The organism is Algoriphagus iocasae, from assembly GCF_014206875.1.
In the GTDB taxonomy this organism is placed as follows: Bacteria; Bacteroidota; Bacteroidia; order Cytophagales; family Cyclobacteriaceae; genus Algoriphagus; species Algoriphagus iocasae.
Map to the genome: position 1 here is coordinate 1 of NZ_JACIJO010000001.1, position 22,370 is coordinate 22,370.

20 protein-coding genes and 1 rRNA gene are annotated in these 22,370 nt (G+C 39.1%); 10 read left to right on the top strand and 11 right to left on the bottom strand.

Annotated features, from left to right (window positions below; genetic code table 11):
• Positions 1-209 precede the first annotated feature (209 nt).
• A 5S ribosomal RNA gene (gene rrf / locus FHS59_RS00010) occupies positions 210-321 on the top strand.
• 129 nt (positions 322-450) lie between these two features.
• On the opposite strand, the gene FHS59_RS00015 is transcribed toward rrf, so the two are convergent.
• From FHS59_RS00015 to FHS59_RS00025, 3 genes are all read right to left on the bottom strand, one after another.
• On the bottom strand, positions 451-897 hold the full coding sequence (locus FHS59_RS00015) for a DUF1569 domain-containing protein (RefSeq protein WP_184492374.1): 447 nt from the start codon (positions 895-897) through the stop codon (positions 451-453).
• Positions 898-980: 83 nt separating this feature from the next.
• Positions 981-3,380 carry a ribonucleoside-diphosphate reductase subunit alpha gene (locus FHS59_RS00020; RefSeq protein WP_184492375.1) on the bottom strand — a complete coding sequence of 800 codons (2,400 nt, stop codon included), beginning with the start codon at positions 3,378-3,380 and terminating at the stop codon, positions 981-983.
• Between the two features lie 39 nt (positions 3,381-3,419).
• Positions 3,420-4,400 (bottom strand): ribonucleotide-diphosphate reductase subunit beta, encoded by a 981-nt coding sequence (locus FHS59_RS00025; RefSeq protein ID WP_184492376.1) that lies wholly within the window; start codon positions 4,398-4,400, stop codon positions 3,420-3,422.
• Positions 4,401-4,980: 580 nt separating this feature from the next.
• On the opposite strand from FHS59_RS00025, the gene rplU reads away from it, so the two are divergent.
• The 3 genes from rplU (at position 4,981) to FHS59_RS00040 (ending at position 8,789) form a co-directional block, all read left to right on the top strand.
• On the top strand, positions 4,981-5,292 hold the full coding sequence (gene rplU / locus FHS59_RS00030) for a 50S ribosomal protein L21 (RefSeq protein ID WP_184492377.1): 312 nt from the start codon (positions 4,981-4,983) through the stop codon (positions 5,290-5,292).
• Positions 5,293-5,325: 33 nt separating this feature from the next.
• A complete protein-coding gene (gene rpmA, locus FHS59_RS00035; RefSeq protein ID WP_074222821.1) occupies positions 5,326-5,586 on the top strand; it encodes a 50S ribosomal protein L27 in 261 nt (86 codons plus the stop codon).
• A gap of 149 nt (positions 5,587-5,735) precedes the next feature.
• A complete protein-coding gene (locus FHS59_RS00040) occupies positions 5,736-8,789 on the top strand; it encodes a VPS10 domain-containing protein (protein WP_184492378.1) in 3,054 nt (1,017 codons plus the stop codon).
• Positions 8,790-8,825: 36 nt separating this feature from the next.
• Here the strand turns inward: FHS59_RS00040 and FHS59_RS00045 are convergent, their stop codons facing one another.
• The 6 genes from FHS59_RS00045 to lipB are packed head-to-tail and all read right to left on the bottom strand — an operon-like array spanning position 8,826 to position 14,547.
• Entirely contained in the window at positions 8,826-9,455 is a 630-nt protein-coding gene (locus FHS59_RS00045) for a rhomboid family intramembrane serine protease (protein ID WP_184492379.1), read from the bottom strand.
• A 2-nt stretch (positions 9,456-9,457) separates the two neighbouring features.
• Positions 9,458-10,444: a polyprenyl synthetase family protein gene (locus tag FHS59_RS00050; RefSeq protein WP_184492380.1), complete on the bottom strand. Its 987-nt coding sequence runs from the start codon at positions 10,442-10,444 to the stop codon at positions 9,458-9,460.
• Positions 10,407-12,608 carry a ribonuclease R gene (gene rnr, locus FHS59_RS00055; RefSeq protein ID WP_184492381.1) on the bottom strand — a complete coding sequence of 734 codons (2,202 nt, stop codon included), beginning with the start codon at positions 12,606-12,608 and terminating at the stop codon, positions 10,407-10,409. Before rnr ends, FHS59_RS00050 begins: the two co-directional genes overlap by 38 nt.
• 54 nt (positions 12,609-12,662) lie before the next feature.
• A complete protein-coding gene (locus tag FHS59_RS00060) occupies positions 12,663-13,412 on the bottom strand; it encodes a 3'-5' exonuclease (protein ID WP_184492382.1) in 750 nt (249 codons plus the stop codon).
• Between the two features lie 10 nt (positions 13,413-13,422).
• Positions 13,423-13,824 carry a hypothetical protein gene (locus FHS59_RS00065; RefSeq protein ID WP_184492383.1) on the bottom strand — a complete coding sequence of 134 codons (402 nt, stop codon included), beginning with the start codon at positions 13,822-13,824 and terminating at the stop codon, positions 13,423-13,425.
• Positions 13,825-13,827: 3 nt separating this feature from the next.
• Positions 13,828-14,547 (bottom strand): lipoyl(octanoyl) transferase LipB, encoded by a 720-nt coding sequence (gene lipB, locus FHS59_RS00070; RefSeq protein ID WP_184492384.1) that lies wholly within the window; start codon positions 14,545-14,547, stop codon positions 13,828-13,830.
• An 80-nt stretch (positions 14,548-14,627) separates the two neighbouring features.
• On the opposite strand from lipB, the gene FHS59_RS00075 reads away from it, so the two are divergent.
• Both FHS59_RS00075 and FHS59_RS00080 read left to right on the top strand, forming a co-directional pair.
• Positions 14,628-14,984 (top strand): YraN family protein, encoded by a 357-nt coding sequence (locus FHS59_RS00075; RefSeq protein ID WP_184492385.1) that lies wholly within the window; start codon positions 14,628-14,630, stop codon positions 14,982-14,984.
• A gap of 28 nt (positions 14,985-15,012) precedes the next feature.
• Positions 15,013-15,540, top strand: coding sequence for a YSC84-related protein (locus FHS59_RS00080; protein WP_184492386.1), 528 nt, complete (start codon positions 15,013-15,015; stop codon positions 15,538-15,540).
• Between the two features lie 2 nt (positions 15,541-15,542).
• Here FHS59_RS00080 and FHS59_RS00085 read toward each other — a convergent pair whose 3' ends face one another.
• Complete coding sequence (locus FHS59_RS00085; RefSeq protein WP_184492387.1) at positions 15,543-16,388, bottom strand: toxin-antitoxin system YwqK family antitoxin; 846 nt, start codon at positions 16,386-16,388, stop codon at positions 15,543-15,545.
• A gap of 136 nt (positions 16,389-16,524) precedes the next feature.
• Here FHS59_RS00085 and FHS59_RS00090 point away from each other — a divergent pair, with 136 nt between their 5' ends.
• Together FHS59_RS00090 and FHS59_RS00095 are read left to right on the top strand one after the other, a co-directional pair.
• Positions 16,525-17,727 carry a pyridoxal phosphate-dependent aminotransferase gene (locus FHS59_RS00090; RefSeq protein ID WP_184492388.1) on the top strand — a complete coding sequence of 401 codons (1,203 nt, stop codon included), beginning with the start codon at positions 16,525-16,527 and terminating at the stop codon, positions 17,725-17,727.
• Between the two features lie 90 nt (positions 17,728-17,817).
• On the top strand, positions 17,818-18,528 hold the full coding sequence (locus FHS59_RS00095; RefSeq protein WP_184492389.1) for a glycosyltransferase family 2 protein: 711 nt from the start codon (positions 17,818-17,820) through the stop codon (positions 18,526-18,528).
• On the opposite strand, the gene FHS59_RS00100 is transcribed toward FHS59_RS00095, so the two are convergent.
• Entirely contained in the window at positions 18,525-19,319 is a 795-nt protein-coding gene (locus tag FHS59_RS00100; protein ID WP_184492390.1) for a glycosyltransferase family 2 protein, read from the bottom strand. The genes FHS59_RS00095 and FHS59_RS00100 overlap by 4 nt on opposite strands.
• A 308-nt stretch (positions 19,320-19,627) precedes the next feature.
• Between FHS59_RS00100 and FHS59_RS00105 the strand changes: the two genes are divergently transcribed.
• Together FHS59_RS00105 and amaB are read left to right on the top strand one after the other, a co-directional pair.
• Positions 19,628-20,677: a DUF4421 domain-containing protein gene (locus FHS59_RS00105; protein ID WP_184492391.1), complete on the top strand. Its 1,050-nt coding sequence runs from the start codon at positions 19,628-19,630 to the stop codon at positions 20,675-20,677.
• 46 nt (positions 20,678-20,723) lie between these two features.
• Positions 20,724-22,268 (top strand): L-piperidine-6-carboxylate dehydrogenase, encoded by a 1,545-nt coding sequence (gene amaB / locus FHS59_RS00110; RefSeq protein WP_184492392.1) that lies wholly within the window; start codon positions 20,724-20,726, stop codon positions 22,266-22,268.
• Positions 22,269-22,370 lie beyond the last annotated feature (102 nt).

A 22,370-nucleotide genomic window follows, 5' to 3' on the forward strand; every position in this document is an offset into this window, starting at 1 on the left:
GCTACAGGTGTAAAGGCAGTAATGTCATAGCTGAGTAGTACTAATTGCCCAAAAGCTTACCCACTGTTTGTTACAGTTTCTGCCAAGACATGTTAGTAACTGTCGGATGTTTGATGTCGGATGACCGATGTAGACAAGGACAGGAACTTAAGATATTAAATGGACGAATGATCATCCGGCAACGGACACCGGTCATCGGACATCAAGATTTAGGCGGCCTAGCGCAGGGGTCCCACCTCTTCCCATCCCGAACAGAGAAGTTAAGCCCTGCAGCGCCGATGGTACTGGGGTTACACCCGGGAGAGTAGGTCGCCGCCACATTATTCAAGCCAGCAGATCCTGCTGGCTTTTTTTTGCACTTTACTTTTTGAGAGCTTTACTAAACTAATGGGAATTAGTTTAGTAATGGATATTTCTAATTCTCGTTTTGGATTCAATAGGTTTTAGCTGTTACCAAATGCCAAATTGTTTGAAATGATGTTTTATGTGCTTTGGGTGAAACTTTTCCCATTCAGAAAAACTCATCTTACCAAACCTAGGATGTACGGTCAGCTCATCTGGAGAACTCTTAAAAAATGAATAATAGGATTCAATGCTTTGAATAAATTGTTCTTTTGCCTCTTCCAAATTTTTATTCCTTAATGGCATCAACTCACCGGCTGGAATGCCAGGGGCCTTAATACCTATCGGGAAATCCATATCTGTTTCTAGCAAGGCTTGCTTTTGAGCTTTCTGTTTTTCATTAGGTTCAAAGTCAGGGATTTTCACCCTGTTGTAAGAAATTTTTATGGTGATGGTTAAGTGCTCAAGCATATGCTGTGGACTCATGATACCAAACTCCCCTTGCGTGTCTTCGTTCAGCTTTGACAGCTTATTCTGTAATTCAATAATTTCCATTTGTTTTTTTTTCTTAGGTTAAGGTATAAAAAAAAGCGTTTGATAGAATCAAACGCCTTTTCTCAATTAACGAACTCTAAATATTAACTGCCGCACATTTCGCATCCTTCCGGATCATCCAGTGAACAGGCAATAGCATCTTGTTTAAGGGACTTTGCGTCCATTTCTTCCTGCATGGCTTTATCTACCTTTGGTTCGAAATTACTCTTGTCTAAGGTGAATTTAATAGCACTAGCAGCAGCTTGAGATCTTAGGTAATACATACCAGTCTTCAAACCTTTCTTCCAAGCGTAGAAATGCATGGAAGTAAGTTTGCCAAAGTTAGGATCCTGTAAGAAGACATTCATACTTTGAGACTGGCAGATATAAGCTCCTCTGTCAGCAGCCATGTCAATAACTACTTTCTGAGAAATCTCCCAAACTGTTTTGTAGATGTCCTTGATGTTTTGAGGAACCCCAGGAAGACTTTGAACAGAACCATTGGTAGAGATCAATCTATTTCTCATGGTATCGTTCCATAGGCCTAATTGGATGAGGTCTTTCATCAAGTGTTTGTTAACTACAATAAACTCACCTGATAGGGTTCTTCTGGTGTAAATGTTTGTTGTGTATGGTTCAAAACACTCGTTGTTTCCAAGAATCTGAGAAGTAGAAGCTGTAGGCATTGGAGCAACCAATAATGAGTTTCTCATACCATACTTTTTCACTTTTTCTTTCACAGCTGTCCAATCCCATCTTTCTGACTTAGGAGTTACACCCCACATGTCAAACTGAAGGATTCCTTGAGAAGCTGGAGAGCCCTCGTACGTTTCATAAGTGCCTTGTACTTTTGCCAACTCCATGGAAGTTTCCACAGCAGCATAGTAGATGGTTTCGAAAATATCTTCATTCAACCCTTTTGCTTCAGCTGACTCAAAAGGCATTCTTAACATGATGAATGTATCAGCTAGACCTTGAACACCTAGTCCAATTGGTCTGTGTCTGAAGTTAGATCTACGCGCTTCTTCTACAGGATAATAGTTTACATCGATCACTTTATTCAAATTGCGTGTTGCAACTTTAGTGATTTCATAAAGTTTCTGATGGTCAAAAAACATTTTTCCATCTGGCCCCATTTTCACAAACTTAGGCAGGGCCAAAGAAGCCAAATTACAAACTGCTACTTCATCAGGAGAAGTGTATTCGATGATTTCAGTACAAAGGTTGGAAGACTTGATTGTTCCAAGATTTTTCTGATTTGACTTACCATTGGCTGCATCTTTATACAACATGTATGGCGTTCCTGTCTCAATTTGAGATTCAAGGATTTCGAACCAAAGTTCCTGAGCTTTTATAGTTTCTCTTGCTCTTCCTTCTTTCTCATACTTTTCATAAAGTCTTTCAAACTCTTCTCCGTGGCATTCTGATAATCCAGGAGCTTCATTTGGACAGAATAAAGACCAGCTTTCATTCTGCTCTACTCTCTTCATAAATAAATCCGGAATCCAAAGCGCATAGAATAAATCTCTGGCTCTCATTTCCTCTTTACCATGATTTCTCTTAAGCTCCAAGAAGTCTTTCACATCGGCATGCCAAGGCTCAAGGTAGATAGCAAAACTTCCTTTTCTCTTTCCACCGCCTTGATCCACATAGCGAGCTGTCATATCAAAGTTTCTTAGCATTGGTACAATACCATTAGAAACTCCGTTTGTTCCTTTGATATATGATCCTTTCGCTCTTACATGGTGGATGGAAAGTCCGATACCTCCTGCAGATTGGGAAATCTTAGCACATTGCTTCAATGTGTCATAAATTCCATCAATGCTATCATCCTTCATGGTAAGAAGGAAGCAAGAGGAAAGTTGTGGCTTTGGGGTACCAGCGTTAAAAAGAGTAGGAGTAGCATGCGTAAACCACTTTTCTGAAAGTAGGTTATACGTCTCCAAAACAGAATCAATATCTTCTTTGTGAATACCTACAGCTACTCTCATCAACATATGCTGCGGTCTTTCCACTACTTTACCATCTAGACGGATCAGGTAGCTTCTCTCCAAAGTTTTGTACCCAAAGTAATCGTAGTCAAAATCTCTTTTATAATCCACCGCAGCATCTAGCTTAGCTGCATTCTTTTTGATAACCCCATATACTTCCGGATCAATCAAAGATGCATTAGCACCGGTCTTTGGATTGATGTATGTATATAGTCTCTTCATCGTATTAGAGAAGGACTGGCTAGTAGTTTTATGCAAGTTGGAGATGGCGATACGAGCCGCCAAAATTGCATAATCAGGATGCTTAACCGTCAAAGAAGCACAAACTTCTGCAGCAAGGTTATCCAACTCTGTAGTCGTGACGCCATCATACAAACCATCAATTACCTTTTTGGCAACTTCAATTGGCTGGATGAATTTAGGATCAAGCTCATAGCAAAGGTTTTCAATACGAGTCGTGATTTTGTCAAATCTTACTGACTCTCTTCTTCCGTCTCTTTTTATTACTAGCATATACTTTGGAGATTTAGGGTAGGTGGGTTATACAATTAATTAAAAGTCCTCGCCTATGGAGAATCTTGGGGATGAATCTTGCGCTTCTGTAGACTTCATGACGCCTGCCTTCTGATAATCACCAACTCTCTTTTCGAAGAAATTGGTTTTTCCCTGAAGGGAAATCATATCCATGAAGTCAAATGGATTGGTGCTATTCCAAACTTTTTCACAGCCGAGTTCCATTAATAATCTATCGGCCACAAACTCTATATATTGACACATCAAATCGGCATTCATACCGATCAATCTTACAGGCAGTGCATCTGTTACAAATTCTTTTTCGATGGTAACAGCATCAATTATGATCTCTCGAACAGTTTCTTTTGGTAATTGATTTATCACATGTTCCGTATAAAGGTGACAAGCGAAATCGCAGTGCAATCCTTCGTCTCTTGAGATTAATTCATTTGAGAAAGTAAGTCCCGGCATCAAGCCTCTTTTCTTTAACCAGAAAATAGAGCAGAATGATCCAGAGAAGAAGATACCTTCCACAGCCGCAAAAGCAATCAGTCTCTCTTGGAAGGATCCATTGTCGATCCATCTCAATGCCCACTCAGCTTTCTTTTTAACACAGTCTATATGTTCGATAGCATTTAATAATTTATCTCTTTCTCCTGCGTCTTTAATATAAGTGTCTATTAAAAGGCTGTAGGTTTCAGAGTGGATATTCTCCATGGCAATTTGGAAGCCGTAGAAAAATTTCGCTTCTGTATACTGAACCTCTGCTACAAAATGTTCTGCCAGGTTTTCATTAACTATTCCATCACTAGCTGCAAAGAATGCGAGAACGTGAGATATAAAATGTCTTTCTCCATCATTTAGACTTTTCCAGTCTACCATATCCTGGCCTAGGTCAATTTCTTCTGCGGTCCAAAAACTAGCCTCAGCTTTTTTATAAAACTGCCAAATGTCGTTATGCTGGATTGGGAATAATACGAATCTGTTTTTGTTCTCTGATAAAATCGGTTCTTGCTGCATCTCTCTCTTAAAATTTGATCTCTTTAAAGTATTTAGGTTTCCTTTAAATTATTTTACTACCGGCTGCGGATAGGAAAAGCTGCCTTTTCAGAACAGCCTTAGAACAAATATGTGAACCAATTCGGACAAATAAAATCCCTGAAGTGGTACTTAAACTTGTTTTTTGACCAATAGTCAAAAGTAGTTTATCGTATTATTTATCAATGAGTTAAAAATAGATGTATGAAGTAAAACAATAGCTAAAATGGCCAATTATGGCTATTGAAATTTTTTTGAGAAAGTTTAAAAAAGTTTTTTTTACCAAAATTCAAGGCGTGTTTTGACCGATAGTCAAAAGTTTACCCTGACTGTTTTTGAAATGCAAGTGATTGATAGTCAAATCGTATGGAAATATTTTCAAATTGTTTTGAAGATATTTCTCTTGAAGTTTTTGAATGAAAAAGATACGTTTATTTTGTAGGTGAGAACTTTTTCCAGACGCGAAGATAGTAGGATAAAGATAATTTTGAAGACTGTTTTTTTCTTCGGATCATCTTCCTTATATTTGCACTCCGATTTCGACTAAGAATTCAAAATACTCATGTACGCAATTGTAAACATCGCAGGAAAGCAGTTCAAAGTAACAAAAGATCAGTTCGTCTTCGCTCCAAAGCTAGAAGGTGAAGCTGGCGCTTCCGTGGAATTTGACCAAGTCTTGTTAGCAGAAGCTGACGGCTCTGTGTCTGTAGGAGCTCCTTTATTAGCAGGAGCCAAGGTATCTGGGAAAATCCTAGATCATGTAAAAGGTGATAAAGTCATCGTCTTCAAAAAGAAGCGTCGTAAGGGCTACAAAAAGAAGAACGGTCACAGACAAGATTTCACCAAAGTTTTGATCGAAAATATTGTACTATAAGTTTTCTCTCTGAAAACATAAAAGAATAAAACCATGGCACACAAAAAAGGCGTCGGTAGTTCCAAAAACGGAAGAGAGTCACATTCCAAAAGATTGGGTGTGAAGAAATTTGGTGGTGAGCAAGTAATTGCTGGTAACATCATCATCAGACAAAGAGGTACAAAGCATCATGCAGGAGAAAATGTGGGTGTTGGTAAAGACCATACCTTATTTGCTCTTTCTGATGGAGTTGTGACATTCAAGAAAAAATTTGATGGTAAGTCTTATGTAAGTGTATTACCTGCAGAAGCTTAATCAATCAGAATTCATAAAAAAAGCCCCTTCATCCGAAGGGGCTTTTTTTATGTCTTTATTTTTTTAAAATACCGACGGTCATTTTTTCTGACCATGTTCCAAAGACTTTGCCTAATTTATTAACTTGGAAAACCACCAAATTAAAACTTATGAGCAAACTGATACGATTAGGAATACTTTGTATTCTTATGGGTTTGGCAGGAATTTCTTCTGCTCAAGATATACCCAATCCGAAAATTTACGATGCCTTGGAATGGCGTTTAGTTGGACCACACCGGGGAGGAAGATCTGATGGCGTGACAGGTGTGGCAGGTAGTGACCATACTTATTATTTTGCTTCTACTGGAGGCGGGGTTTGGAAAACAATAGATTCAGGCCTGACTTGGAAGTCAGTTTCTGATGGATTTTTTGGAGGTTCTATTGGAGCTGTGGCTGTTTCCCAAAGCGATACTAGTGTTGTTTATGCCGGAGGTGGCGAGAAAACAGTAAGAGGAAATGTTTCTTTTGGTTATGGAGCCTGGAAAAGTGAAGATGCCGGAAAAACATGGAAGCAGGCCGGTTTAGAAAAAAGTAGATTCATCTCCAGGATGAGAATTCATCCAGAGAATCCAGATGTGGTTTATGCTGCGGTTCTTGGTGATATTTTCAAGCCGGATGAAACCAGAGGGGTTTATAAAACTACTGATGGAGGAGCTACTTGGGAAAAGGTTTTGTACTCTAGCGATGTAGCTGGGGCGGTAGATTTGATTATGGATCCTAATAATCCAGATGTGCTGATTGCAACAACTTGGGATATCAAAAGAACACCATATAGTTTAGAGAGTGGTGGTCCTGGATCCAAGATGTTTAAAACAACTGATGGAGGAAAAACATGGGAAGATCTAACCAAAAAAGAAGGATTTCCGGAAGGAGTATTAGGGATTATGGGAGTTTCGATTTCACCTGTAAACTCTGATAAAATCTATGCGATTATAGAGAATGAAAACGGAGGTGTGTTTGTCTCTGCTGATGGAGGTGAAAGCTGGGAGAAAACCAACGATGATCGAAACTTAAGACAAAGAGCTTGGTATTACACCAGAATTTTTGCTGATCCTCAAGATGAAGAAACTGTTTATGTACTAAATGTAAGCTACCATAAATCTACCGATGGAGGTAAGACATTTAAGAGTGCAAATGCTCCCCATGGAGATCATCATGATTTATGGATAGATCCACAAAATAATCAGAGAATGATCATTGCCGATGACGGCGGAGCTCAGGTTTCAGAGGATGGAGGAAGTACTTGGTCCACATTGATGAACCAGCCAACATCACAGTTTTACCGAGTAACTACTGACAATAGTTTCCCATACAGAATTTATGGAGCTCAACAGGACAACTCAACAGTAAGAATCCGTCACAGAAATGATGGAAGATCTATAACGGAAAGTGATTGGGAACCAACTGCTGGAGGAGAAAGTGGCTGGATTGCACCAGACCCATTAAACAATGACATCGTTTATGGAGGATCTTATGGAGGTTACCTCACTAGAGAAAACCATGACAATGGAACTTCCCGGTCTGTCAATGTTTATCCAAATAACCCGATGGGACATGGGGCTGAGGATATGAAATATAGATTCCAGTGGAATTTTCCTATTTTCTTTTCTCCAAATGATCCTAAATTACTGTATACTGCTAGTAATCAAATGCACCGCTCTACCAATGGTGGACAGAGCTGGGAAGTTTTCTCACCTGACTTGACGAGAAATGATAAGAGTAAATTAGGTCCTTCTGGTGGGCCGATTACAAAAGACAATACCTCTGTAGAGTATTATGCTACGATTTTCACTGGAGCGGAATCTCCATTAAAGGCAGGGGTGATTTGGGCAGGATCTGATGATGGCTTGGTACATGTGACCCAGGATAATGGTGCTAGCTGGCAAAACGTAACTCCGGCAGACATGCCTGAATGGTTGCAGATTAATAGCATTGAAGCCAGTCCATTTGATCCGGCTGAGGCATATTTTGCTGCCACTGGTTACAAAAGTGGAAATTATGAGCCTTACCTATACACGACCAAAGATTATGGAAAGACCTGGAAGAAAATCACCAATGGTATTGATCCGGAACATTTTACCAGAGTGGTACGAGCTGATCCTGTGAAGCGAGGAATGCTTTATGCAGGAACAGAAACGGCCATGTATTATTCAAAAGATGACGGTGCTAGCTGGCACTCTTTGCAGTTGAATTTACCGATAGTTCCTATTACTGATTTGACGATTAAAGACAATAATTTGATTGCAGCAACTCAAGGTCGTTCATTCTGGATTATTGATGATTTGACTGTTTTACACCAAGCCGAGCCAGGAATGGAAAACAGTAGTTTGACCTTGTTTAAACCTCAGGATTCTTACCGAATTGATGGATTCAAAAGAAAAAGTGCTACCGAAGGCACTAATCGTCCAGGCGGGGTTTTGGTGTATTATTACATCGAGGAAAAGCCAGAAGACGAACTGAAAATTGAATTCTTTGATGACCAGAACAAGTTGTTGAAAACTTATTCTACCAAAGGTATTGACGGTGATACCTTGAAAGTTAAACAGGGAAGTAATGAATTTAACTGGAACCTTCGAGTAGAAGATGCAGAGGATTTTGAGGGCTTAATTATGTGGGCCGGAAGCCTAAGAGGACCAAAAGTGGTTCCTGGAACCTATAAAGTGAAAGTCACCAAAGACGGAGAAGCTCAGGAGCAAACTTTCAAAGTACTTGCAGATCCGAGATATGAATCTACTCAGGAGGATCTTGTGGCTCAATACAACTATTTATTGGAAGTCCGGGATAAGTTGACTGAAACGCATCAGGCCATCAAATTGATCAGACAATACAGAGCTGAAATGGATAGTTTGGAAACCAAACCTGCTAACCTGGAAATGATCAAAGCTGAAATGGATGAGATTGAAAAGACCTTATATCAGACTCAAAACCAAAGCCGTCAGGATCCATTGAATTTCCCAATCCGATTGAATAACAAACTTGCTCATTTGAGCTCAGTAGTTGGTAATGGAGATTGGGCACCAACTGATCAATCTTATGAAGTAAAAGATGAACTGACAGAAAAAATCGATGTGCAGCTTGCCAGGTTTAAAAAACTGGAACAAACCCAGATTTCTCAAATATTGAATATTGAAGAACTGAGGACCAAATTGGATATTAAAAAGTAACAAAAAAGCTCCCGAATTTTCGGGAGCTTTTTTTTATTAAAATGGTTGATAAGATTTTATCTGGTCAATAAAATGGAAGATGCTTTCTGGTGAAATAATAAGAATGAAAACAATTCCAAAAATTGCCCCATATAAGTGAGCATCATGGTTGATTGCGTCATCTCCATTCTTACCCTTGAAATACGAATAAAGAAGAAAAAGAGCACCAAGGATAAACCCAGGTAAACAAAGAATACCAAATAAACAGATGTCAGATAAAGGCATGATGATAATACTCGCAAATACAGTCGCAGCGGTTCCACCAGAAGCACCTAATGCTCTGTAATAACTATCATCTTTATTTTTTAAGTAGGTTGGAATATCCGAAATGATAATACCCAAAAGGTAAAAGAGGATGAAAATAATTCCTCCAGTTACTACTCCGAATTTATATGCAAGAAATTGCTCCACAAACCCTCCGAAAAAGTAGAAGGTAAACATGTTGAACAATAAATGCATGTAATCCTTATGGATAAACCCTGAAGTAATAAACCGATCCCATTGACCTCTGTTTTTTATCAAATAAGGAACAAACATCCATCGGTTAATGAATTCGGGTTTATTGAAACCCGTGATACTGGTGATGGCAGTCAAAATAATCAACACCACCGTGATTGATAAATCCATGCTTATTTTTCTCTGTGAATAAGATCCTGAGTGATTTGTTTCAGTTCCTCGAAATAGGAGATGTTGTTAAAATTAATGCTTTCTAACTGCTGAAATCCCTTTTCGAAATAGCTGTTCATTTTAGCCTCGGTCAAAGCTTTGATCCCTAGTTTCTCATAAATGGCCTTTACAGCATTTACTTTCATCTCCTTGTCAAAATCAAGTTGATCTAGCCAATAACTCAATTCTTCAGCATCTTTTCCTTGAGCAAGTTCTTTCGCTTTGATTAAAAGGAATGTCTTTTTATTAGAAATGATGTCGCCACCTACTTGTTTTCCAAACTTGGCTTTGTCTGCAAAAACATCCAACAAATCATCTTTGAGTTGAAATCCAACTCCCACATTCACACCAAACTCATACAGTTTGTTTGATTCAGTTTCATTTGCCCCACCAAGAATTGCTCCCATTTTCAGAGCACAACCCAATAGCACAGCAGTTTTCAAACGGATCATTTGAATATATTCCTTTTCCTTTACTTCAGAAAGATTTTCAAAATTCATATCGAATTGTTGGCCTTCGCATACCTCCGCAGCGGTTTGGTTAAAAAGCCTCAATATTTCGGGAAGTAAAGCAGGTTCAGTATCCATCAGCAGATCGTATGCCTTTACAAGCATCACATCACCTGAAAGAATGGCTACATTGGCATTCCACTTTTCATGAACTGTTGGTTTTCCTCGTCTCAGAGGTGCCTGATCCATGATGTCATCATGCATCAAAGTGAAATTGTGAAATACCTCGATTGCCAAGGCCTGTTTTAAAATGCTTTCAGGATTTTTCTGAAACATTCCAAAGGAAAGAAGGCTTAATAAAGGCCTGATTCTTTTTCCGCCGAGGCTGAGGATGTAATCAATTGGAGTGTATAGTTCTGAGGGTGATTCTCCAAAGGTTTGAGTCCCAATAAAGGTCTCTAATTTATCTAAAAGCGCGCCCGCGTGGCTTTTTTCCGTCATTGTCTGCAAATTCCAAATCTATTGTTCTACGGTCAATATCCGTGTTAACTACTCTGACTTTCACCTTGTCTCCCAAAGTGATCATTTTCTTTGTTTTTGATCCGACCAGTCTCATGTTTTTCTGGTCAAAATCATAGTAATCGTCCTCCATGTCCTGAACCCGGATCATTCCTTCACATTTGGTCTCTGAGATTTCCACAAAGACACCCCATTCGGTCACTCCACTGACGATTCCTTCGTAATCTTTTTGCTCAGCAAGAGACATAAACTCTACTTGCTTGTACTTAATCGAGGCTCTTTCAGCATCGGCAGCTCTTTTTTCACGCTCTGAAGAATGAACGCATTTTTGTTCCCACTCCTCAGCATCTGGAGATTTTCCTCCTTGTAAATAATGATCCAATAATCGATGAACCATCATATCAGGATACCTTCTAATTGGAGAAGTGAAATGTGTATAATGAGCAAAAGCTAACCCGAAATGCCCTTTTGGCTCGGTGGTATATTTGGCTTTGGCCATACTTCTGATCGCCAGCTGTTCCAAAACGTTTTGCTCTGGCTTGCCTTGGATTTCATCCATCAACTTGTTAAGTGCTCCAGAGATTTTTCGCTCGTTTTCCAGCTCAAACTCATGACCAAAACGCTTTGCAAATCCCGAGAAAGTTTCAAGTCTTTCCATATCCGGAAAATCGTGCGTCCTGTAAACAAAGGTATCTTTTCCTTTTCCTTTGTTAAAGATAAACTCAGCCACAAATTTATTGGCCAGAAGCATAAACTCTTCAATTAACTTATGAATGTCTTTACGCTCTTTGACAATCAGACCGAGTGGAGTCCCTTTTTCGTCCAGTTTGAATTTAACTTCAACAGTTTCAAAATTCACCGCTCCATGATCGAATCTTCTCTTTCTGATTTTCTTCGCCAGGTTATTCAATAATGTTAATTCGCTAAAGAAATCTCCGGACTGGTTATCAATATTTTCCTGAGCTTCTTCGTATGCAAATCTTCGATCAGAGTGTATAACTGTTCTTCCTATCCAATGTTTGATGACATTGGCTTCTCTATCCAATTCAAATACACAAGAGAAAGTCAGTTTGTCTTCATTGGGTCTAAGAGAGCAAAGTCCGTTACTCAATCGCTCTGGAAGCATTGGGATGGTCCTATCTACCAAATACACGGATGTTGCGCGGTTATACGCTTCTTTTTCCAGTGCAGTTTTTGGCTGTACATAATGGGTTACATCCGCGATATGAACTCCTACTTCCAGATTTCCATTGGGAAGCACCTGGTAAGAAATGGCATCGTCAAAATCTTTAGCGTCAGCTGGATCAATAGTGAAAGTTGGGATTTCTCTAAAGTCTCTACGGGCTTTTATCTCTTTGGCTGTGATTTTATCCGAAATCGCATTCGCTTCGGCATTGGGCTCTTGCGGATACTCGAAAGGCAAACCAAATTCCGCCATGATGGAGTGGATTTCCACTTCATGCAATCCAGCTTGTCCCAAAACGCGAATCACTTTTCCAGTTGGATTTTTATCGCCTTCCCTCCATTCAGTAAGCTTTACGATTACTTTTTGATTATGCTCTGCATCCATTAAATCTCCTCGATGCACAAAGATATCTTTATGCATTTTCTTGAAATCCGGAACCACAAATGCAAATCTTGGAGAAATCTCCACTCTGCCTACGAATTCATCTCGGTCTCTTTCAAGAACTTCTAGGATTCTACCTTCGGATTTACCGAATTTCCCTTTTAGTGGATTGACCATAACTCGGACTTTATCTCCGTCCAAAGCCTGTTTTGTGTCTGCTTCTTTGACTAGGATATCGCCTTCGTGCTGTGTGGGATCATCCGGTATTACAAATGCAAATCGGGGATTTACAAAATCCACAGTACCAATGATAAAGCTTGGATCTTTTGTGGATGAAAAGTAATTCCTTGGGTTTTTCGAAACGTGGCCGCTTTCCAGCAATTTGGATAAAACCGAATCAACGGCTCCTTTGCTTAAAGAATCACGTATTTCTAATTTTTTGATAATTTGCTTGGCGTTGAACTCCTCACCGTAGTGAGCGTCTAAAAATTGGAGGATCCGCCTGGTTAAATTTGCAGTATCGTTGCTATGTCCTCTTTTATTATTCTTTGATTTTTTTCTATCTGATTTTCTTCCCATAAGTCGGGGTTGTTGTGTTAATCCAATGTATAAAGATTTATATGCCTTTTTGCATTAATCTTTATGATCTTTTGGTGAATCTTCTAAGTGTACCATTTCCAGTTCCATCTCGTCTAGTTGTGGGTGCATGGCCAAATAGACGCGGGCAGTTACTTCTACGTCTTTTCGGCAGTACACTTTGATTCGGTTGATATCTTTTTCTAAGTGAAAAGTGGTGTTGACTTGGCTGCCGTCCAGGTCTTCTTTGGAAGTGGGAATGCCAAAAACTGCAGCTAAAAGTTCCAGTCGGGTGTAATGCTTGTAATCGCCAAACTTCCAAAGTTCCAATGTGTCCAAATGCCTGACTTCCCAGGGCTTTTTTCCTGCTATTTGTAAGGGTTCAGGAAGCGGGACACCTTGTACCAGCATTCTTCTGCACAGATAAGGAAAATCAAATTCCTTACCATTGTGTGCGCATAGAATCCATTTTTTCTTCCCTAATAAGCTATTTAATGACAAAAGAAGTTCCCTTTCGTCGGGATCTGCGAAAACTTTTGATCTAAAAATCAGCTTTTTGTCTTTTTTCTTCCTTTGAAAATAGCCGACTCCTACGCAGATCACCTGCCCAAATTCAGCATGAATGCCAGCTTTGTCAAAATACAAGGACCCTGGTTCGATTTTGCCGTGGTCCGTTTGGATCAGCTTTTCTTTTTTGATCCATTCATCCCGAAGTCTAGGGTCAAGATCTTCGAAATTTTCAGTCAAAGATGCAGTTTCGATGTCTAGAAAGAGGATGTCGCCTAATTGATCAAAAAAGTTAGCCATAAGTAGGAATTTATCCGTGAAGTATTCCTTCCAACCCCAGTTCTGGGATCATTCGAAGGTGGGCAGGATCAAAACTGCCTGGAGTAAAGATAAACTTTTTATCAAAAATCTGGTCAAGGATGTAGTAACTGACCCAAAATTCATTGGTCAAAGAAAATACTGCCGGATCGATCGGTTCTATCTTTGCCATCGCCTGAGGACCAAGTTCTTTGATCATATGCCGAAGGGTAGAAGTTTGTCTTTTTTCGCCATCTATTTCTCCATAACCCCGGGAAGTGATCATCACGGTGGTTAATTCAATCAGGTTTAAATTGAAAATATAGACGCCCCATTCTGTGCCGTTTTTGGTTTCTTCCTTTGCTATAGCAAGTTTCACTCCTGCGACAGGTTGGAAATCAATGTCCTTTTTCATGTATTACTCTATTATTTCCATCTCAAATAAATCTGCGAGATGTTTTTTCACTTTTATCTTAACTTCTTCTAATTCTACCGGCCTTCCCAATTCTTTGGACAATGAGGTGACGGCTTTGTCATCAATTCCGCATGGGATGATATGACCAAAGTATCCTAAATCAGGATTGATATTAAATGCAAATCCATGCATAGTCACCCAGCGGCTGGATTTTACACCCATGGCACAAATCTTTCGCGGGTTCTTTTGCTCGATGTGATCAATCCAAACACCTGTTAATCCATCTATTCGCCCAGCGTCAATATCATAATCCGCTAAAGTAAGGATGATGGCTTCCTCTAGAAATCTTAAGTATTTATGGATATCTGTGAAGAAATTGTCCAGATCCAAAATCGGATATCCGACCAGCTGCCCAGGTCCATGATAGGTAATGTCACCACCTCGATTGATCTTGTAGTATTGTGCCTCGTGGTCTAGAAGTCCTTGCTGGTCCAATAGCAAGTTTTCTTCCTTTCCGCTTTTTCCAAGGGTATATACATGAGGATGCTCTACAAAAAAGACATAATTGTCAGTCATTTCCTGTAGATCGGGAGTCAGGTTTCTATTTCTGATTTTTTTAGCGACAATCTCTGCAAAAACAGATTCCTGAATATCCCAGGCTTCCTGATAGTCCATCTTTCCAAGATCTCGGAATTTTACTTTTTTATTAATAATTTCGTTCATCGAGTGTCTTAATGGTTTTTAGAAACCTCTTTTTTGGACTGATCGTTCTAATTTTTCTCAAAATTAATCAATTATTCAAGATGGCAGAACACAATGAATCAGGTAGAAAGGCAGAAGAATTGGCTGCCAATTGGTTAATTGAAAAAGGGTATGAGCTGCTGGCGAAGAACTATAGGCATGGCTATGCGGAAATCGATTTGATCTTCACCTATAAAAAATTATTGGTTTTTGTGGAGGTCAAGTATCGTTCAGGCACAGGTTTTGGTTTTGCTGAAGAGTTTGTGGATTACACCAAAAGAAAATTAATCCTCAAAGCAGCAGATCAGTTTATTTATGAAAATAATTGGGATTTAGATATCCGATTTGATATTGTTGGCGTTTACAGGAACAAATCAGGCGATATCAATTTCAAACATTTTGAAGATGCCTTTTATTAAAAATCACCCTAACATAGATATTATAGTTATGAAAAAATTTCTTTTGACTCTCTCGCTTTCAGTTTTTGCATTCGCAGTTTTTGCTCAATCCAGCAATAAGGATAGCCAAATCATCCAAGACAGTCAGGATGCTAAAGAGGCATTTTTAAAAGACGATCCGGATATGGCTACTTTTTTTAATGAATCCTATGCCTACATCATTCTCCCTAATGTCGGAAAAGGAGGATTGGGAATCGGTGGGGCAGCTGGCAATGGAGTGGCTTTCGAGCAAGGTGAAATGATTGGTTTTGCAAAAATGACGCAAGTAACAATCGGTTTTCAGGCGGGAGGCCAAGCTTACAGCGAAGTGGTATTTTTCGAATCAGAGGATGAATTTGATCGATTCAAGGAAAATAAAATAGAAATGGCGGCACAGGTTTCAGCTGTAGCGGCGGCTTCAGGAGCTTCTTTAAATGCAGAATATGTAGATGGTGTAGCCGTTTTTACCAGAACCAAAGGAGGTTTGATGTATGAAGCTTCAGTAGGTGGTCAGCAATTTAAATACAGAGCCAAGTAAAATTACTGCTCTTTTCTGTAAACGAGATTTCCGTCCTTATCCCATTCAGCTCGGATATAAGGGCGGAAATTTTTTGAATATGGCTCTTCTTGATATTGGATTTCTCTTTTACGAATAGCTTTTGTATTTCCTGTATCCCAATATTCAGTCCATAAGCCTACTTTTTCCCCATATTGATATTCTCCAGTGACGGCTACTTGTTTGTCGTCATAGAAATAAAAATAATTTCCCTCCTCAAGTCCATATTGAATAGGTATGATTTCTTCTATTGTTTGAGTGCTTCTTTCGTAATAGCTAACTCTAGATTCCTCAGGCCAACCTTCTGAGAAATGATTTTTATCCTGAAGGACATTTTGGGAGTCAAAAAGCATCCATGTTTTATGCTTTTTGCCAAAGTAAAACATCCCGCTTTCTACAACTGTCTCATTGATGGTTCGCTCATAGGGACCATGTAGGAGGTAACCTTTTCCTTCCTCATATCCAGAACTTCTGACGCTTCGCTCTTGAGTGTCGTACCAATAAACATCTCGGATGTAAGGATCAGGTCTTCTAGACTCTTCTGTATAATTGAAAAACTCCAAGATCTCCTGGCCTCTGATCTCTCTTTTGGAGTAACCCTTTCTAGTTTTGATGCCAAACCAGATGTTTTTTCTGGCTTTTTTCTTTTTCTCTTTTTTTTCTTCCTTCTCTTTATTGTCATCAAAAAGCAAGAGAGGCATGGTGGTAGGTAATAAGCTGGAACTCACCTGACCTGTAGAGTCAGGGTCAGAAATTGCCTCTGACTTTTGTGCAAAAGCCATTTTGCTCAGTAAAAGCGTGCCAATCAAAAGAAAATAAAACTTGCTCATTGTATGCAGAAAACGGAATTTCCTCCCGAGTATTTCATTTCAAAAATAACATTTCAATATCAAAAGCTGACATTTGTTTAGATTTTATAATCTCTCTCTCTATTTTTGGGGGATTTTGAATAAACCACAGAAAATAATGAATTCTATTCTATCAGATCGGATTATCAACATGGAGGAATCAGCAACTCTTGCAATGGCAAAAAAAGCCAGAGAGCTGAAGTCCCAAGGCATCGACATCATTGGATTAAGTCTCGGTGAGCCTGATTTTAAAACACCAAAGCACATTCAAGAAGCTGCCAAAGATGCGATTGATGAAGGTAAATATTTTTCATACCCTCCTGTGGCAGGTTATCAGGATCTGAGAGAAGCCATTGCAAAGAAGCTTAGAGAAGAAAACGAAATTGCTGAAGCGAAAGCAGAAAACATCGTTGTTTCTACTGGAGCGAAGCATTCTATTGCGAATGTCTTCATGTGTATGATCAATGAAGGTGACGAAGTGGTGATCTTCTCTCCATATTGGGTGAGTTATGCGGAAATCATCAAGTTAGCTGGTGGTGTTCCGGTTTTGATCGAGGGAACTTTGGAAAATAATTTCAAAGCAACTGCGGCACAGCTTGAAGCTGCAATCACTCCAAAAACAAAAGCAGTTATTTATAGCTCTCCATGTAATCCAACTGGATCAGTATTCAGCAAAGAGGAATTGGAAGCGATTTCAGCGGTAATTTTGAAGCATGAGAATATCATGGTCATTGCTGATGAAATTTATGAATTGATCAACTTCGTTGGAAGAAATTATAGCATTGCATCTTTCCCTGGGATGTTTGAAAGAACGATCACCGTGAATGGATTTTCAAAAGGATATGCAATGACTGGATGGAGAGTTGGTTATATCTGTGCTCCTGTATTTATGGCTAAAGCTGTAGAAAAAATCCAGGGTCAATTCACTTCAGGAGGTACTGGGATTGCTCAAAGAGCTGCTTTGGCTGGGATTTCCGGTGATCAGACTCCTTCAAAGGAAATGGCAGATGCGTATTTCAAAAGAAGAGAATTGGTGATGGGATTGTTGAAAGAAATTCCAGGTATCAAGACACACGTTCCTGAAGGAGCATTTTATTTCTTCCCGGATGTGACGGCTTTCTTTGGTAAATCAGCACATGGTAAAACAATCAAGGATGCAGATGATCTTTGCTTGTATTTACTGGAAGTGGCTAATGTTTCTTTGGTAACCGGAGCGGCATTTGGAGCGCCATCTTGCGTAAGACTTTCTTATGCGGCTTCTGAGGAAGAACTGAAAGAAGCATTGGGAAGAATGAAAAAAGCATTGGGTGAATTAGCCTAAGCTACCAAACATAGATAAGATAACCCTGAAGATTTTCAGGGTTATTTTTTTGCCTTGTCGGAAAGGCGTAATTTTGGAGAAATCCTTTTTATGGCTGAAGTAATTGTAATCACACCCGTTAAAAACTCCATTGAGACCACCTTGGATACTGCTAAGGCAATTGCAGGATCATCTGTATCGGTGAAGCATATTATTTTTAATGATTTCAGTACAGAGGAAACAAAAGCGAAACTGGAAGATGAAAAGTCTACCATTGGCTATGAATTAATCCATATCGAAGATTTGACAGAACACCCATCGCCTAATTATAAGCTGGTGCTGCAAATGGCTCAAAAAATGGGTTTGGAAGAAAACTTACCCGTTTTAGTAGTAGAATCTGATGTGGTGGTGAAGAAGAATACCGTTGAGGATATTTTAAATTATCAAAAAGCACATCTGAACTCTGGATTAGTAGGTTCTGTGACAGTGGATGAAAATGGCCAAGTCAATTTTCCTTATTTAAAATTCAAAGGAGTAAAAGATCAAGTTATTTCCACTCAAAGAAGCCTGAGCTTTTGCTGCACCTTGTTCTCATTGCCTTTTCTGAAAGCGTTTGACTTTACGGAATTAGATGAGGCAAAAGATTGGTACGATACATTTATTTCTAAAAAAGCCATTGAATTAGGCTTTGAGAATTATGTACTTATGAACGCCCCAGTTTGGCATCGCCCACATGCAAGTCGCCCTTGGAAGCAATTGAAATACACAAATCCTCTGAAGTACTATTTCATGAAATTCTGGAAAGGACTGGATAAAATTTAAAGCTTTCCCAATAGCTTTAGTAAGGTGTTATAAGGTTTGGACCAAGTCCTTTGGAATCTCAATGGTCCGTTTAATTCCCTTTCGAAGAAATTTGGATACTTCTTATTGAGGTAGGCAATTCTTTTTCTTTTAGCCTCGTCGTTACTTGTTCTTTTCCTTAGGCTGTTTGAACCTCCAGTCAATCGATAGTAAAAACCAACAAAAGGTAATTGCACTACTTCACCGCCATCTTTGAGCATGTTGATCCAAAACTCCCAATCTGCTCTTCCTAATTTGAAATCTTCTGCATATCCACCGATTTTTTCCCAATCTGCTTTTCTGTAGATTCCTGAAACGAAAATCATGTTGTCTCTTGCTAATGCATTAATGCTAAATGGCTTTAGTTTCCATGGCTTTTCTCCATGCTCATCAAATTTGACTCCTTGACAATACACTACCTTGACTTCTGGTCTTTTTTCAAGAACCTCTACTGCTTTTTTGATATAGTTTTTTGATATAAGGTCATCCCCATCTAATGGGAGTATGTATTTGCCACTAGAAGTTTTTATACCGGTGTTTCTTGCAGTTTCAACTCCCTGGTTTTTTTGTTCTAGGTATTGGACTACTTTGGATTCCGCTACGATTTTTTTTGCCACCGTGGAAGTACCATCTGTAGAACCGTCATTGACAATGATTATTTCCAAGGAAGGATATTCGGAATTTATTACAGATGAAACAGATTCTTCAAGATATTGAGCATGGTTATAACTCGGTATAATCACCGAAACTAAAGGATGATTTTCACTGGACATAGTCGCAATTTACAAGGTTCCTGAAGAAAAGAAATATTTATCGGTTTGTTCTATTATTCGGTATTTAAGACTTTTTTTGTTTGAATAAAGTGAAAAAATCCAAACAATAATTTGTTTAATTAAATAGATATGATAAATTTATAACGGTGATTAAACAACTTTTCTCTATTATTTGATTTTTTAAGACTTTGAATTCGATAAGGATTCATTTTTCGAACTCTATCAGTTTTCAAAAATCCGGATTTCGATCCGGATTTTTTTTTGCTGATTTTTTAGTGAACTTTTGGACTGTAATCAGTCCACCTTTTATGACTCTATCCAAGAAAATTGTTTTTTGTTTCTTTCTGGTAATACTTACACTGAGCTTTTCAACTTTTGCCCAAGAGAAAAAATCAAAACTGGATACGACTTACATTGAAACCACAAATAATTTATTTGCCGCTAGACTGTATCTCTCCCACAAATATACTGATCTGTTAATACGGGTTCCTGAAGAAAACAGGGAATATTTGTATAAGCCAAATTCAGGTCAAAATCTTGGTTTAGGTTTTACATTTCAGACCTTCACTTTGAATATTTCTGCCCCCTTTGGATTTTTAAACCCTGAAAGGCAAAAAGACTGGCCATTTTATCTTGACTTGCAAGCCCATGCCTATCCCCAAAAATGGATTTTTGATTTTTATGGGCAGTTTTACAGGGGCTATACGCTTGATCAAAAATATCTGATCAATTCTGAAGTGAAATACTTACGAGAGGATATGAAATTGAATTCGATTGGACTTAATGCCAATTATTTGCTGGGAGGAGAAAAGCTTTCACTGGCAGCTGCATTTAGTCAGTCGGCTATCCAAAAGAAATCTGCATTTTCTCCTTTTGTAGGTTTCGAAGGATATATAGGAGGAATGAGTGGAGATTCCCTGTTGATACCAAACAGTGAAATGTTAACAGAATTGGATTTTCAAAAAGCGGCCTATTTCCAATTTGGACCTAATGCAGGCTTAGCCGGTACACTTGTTTTTGGAAAGGGCTTTTTTCTTACAGGTGTCGCCTCAGTCAATTATAGCGTAGGCTATGCGAAATGGGAAAGAGAGGAGACCGAGTTTAAAAAATGGGGTGGAGTTCCTACCTATTTGCTAAGAGGGTTTTTTGGATATAATGACCGAAAGTTCTCTGTGAATGTAAATTATGTTTATAAAAACCTCAATTTGGTAGTCAATGAACCCTTTGATCAAGCTGTCAATACGGGGAATTATAGAGTAAACATTATTTATAAATTCGAGGTGAAAAGAGAGTTTTCAGAATGGTTTTATAAAATCAATCCCATGAGGATTCTCAATAAAAACCTCAAACCTGAATAATTAGAGATTTAGGAAAAGTTAAGTTTTAAAGTAAAAATAGATTGTCATGTCAGATCAATTTGGAATTAAGGAGTCACTAGCTCGTTTGGGGATTAAGTCTAAAAACCTTGGGGTTTCTACAGGTACCAACTGGGTGGATTCTGGAGAGAGTTATATTTCTTCCACATCTCCTGCTGATGGTGAGGTAATCGCTGAGGTGCAGATTGCAAACCAGGATAGCTATGAGTCTGTGATCTCCACTGCTCAGATTGCTTTTGAGAAATGGAGGGTGGTTCCTGCTCCACAACGAGGGGAGATAGTTCGTGAAATTGGAAATGCCTTACGCGAAGTAAAAGCCGATTTGGGAAAATTAGTCTCTTATGAGATGGGCAAATCCTATCAGGAAGGACTCGGGGAAGTTCAGGAAATGATTGATATCTGTGATTTTGCTGTTGGTTTATCCCGTCAGTTGTATGGTTTGACCATGCATTCAGAACGCCCAGGTCATAGAATGTATGAGCAATGGCATCCATTAGGCATAATTGGGATTATTTCAGCCTTTAATTTTCCTGTTGCCGTTTGGTCTTGGAATGCTGCATTGGCTTGGGTTTGTGGGGATGTTTGTCTTTGGAAACCTTCCGAAAAAGCCCCACTATCAGGTGTAGCTTGCCAACATATAGCCGCTAAGGTTTTTGCAAAACATGGAATGCCTGAAGGAATTTGTTCCTTGATTATAGGCGATTATAAAGTCGGAGAAATGATCTCTCACGATTCTAGAATTCCTTTGGTTTCTGCCACTGGGTCCACTCGAATGGGGAAATTGGTTGGTCAGGCTGTAGGGGGTCGGTTAGGAAGGTCCTTATTGGAGCTGGGAGGTAACAATGCAATCATTATCACTCCAGAGGCAGATATGGATATGGCGATTCGAGGAGCGCTTTTTGGTGCTGTGGGAACTGCCGGACAACGTTGTACTTCTACCAGAAGATTGATTATTCATTCCAGTATCTTTGATGAAGTGAAATCCAGATTGGCAAATGCTTATTCAAAATTAGTAATAGGAAATCCATTGGATGAAAAGAATCATGTTGGACCATTGATCGATCAGGATGCTGTATCGATGTATTTGACAGCTACCAAAAAGGTAATCGAAGAAGGAGGTAAGGTAGTGGTAGAAGGAGGTGTTTTGGAAGGTGAAGGCTATGAATCCGGCTGCTATGTAAAACCTTCAATTTATGAGGCTGAGAATCATTTCCAGATTGTGCAGCATGAGACTTTTGCTCCGATACTTTACCTCATCAAATATGAAAAGATTGAGGAAGCGATTGCCATTCAAAACGGAGTTCCACAAGGTTTGTCTTCAGCGATTATGACTTTGAACATGAGAGAAGCGGAAGCATTTCTTTCAGTTGCAGGTTCTGATTGTGGGATTGCCAATGTAAATATCGGGACATCGGGAGCTGAGATAGGTGGAGCTTTTGGAGGTGAAAAAGAGACAGGTGGAGGACGTGAATCGGGATCAGATGCTTGGAAAGCCTATATGCGTCGCCAGACGAATACTATAAATTACAGTTCAAATCTTCCTTTGGCCCAAGGGATAAAATTTGATATTTGAATAGAGAAAGACTAATCATTGAAATGAGACAGATATTTTTTTAAAATATTTCGTCTCATTTTCAATAGATTATATTTTTTGGAAGAGAAAATGTTTGGGTAA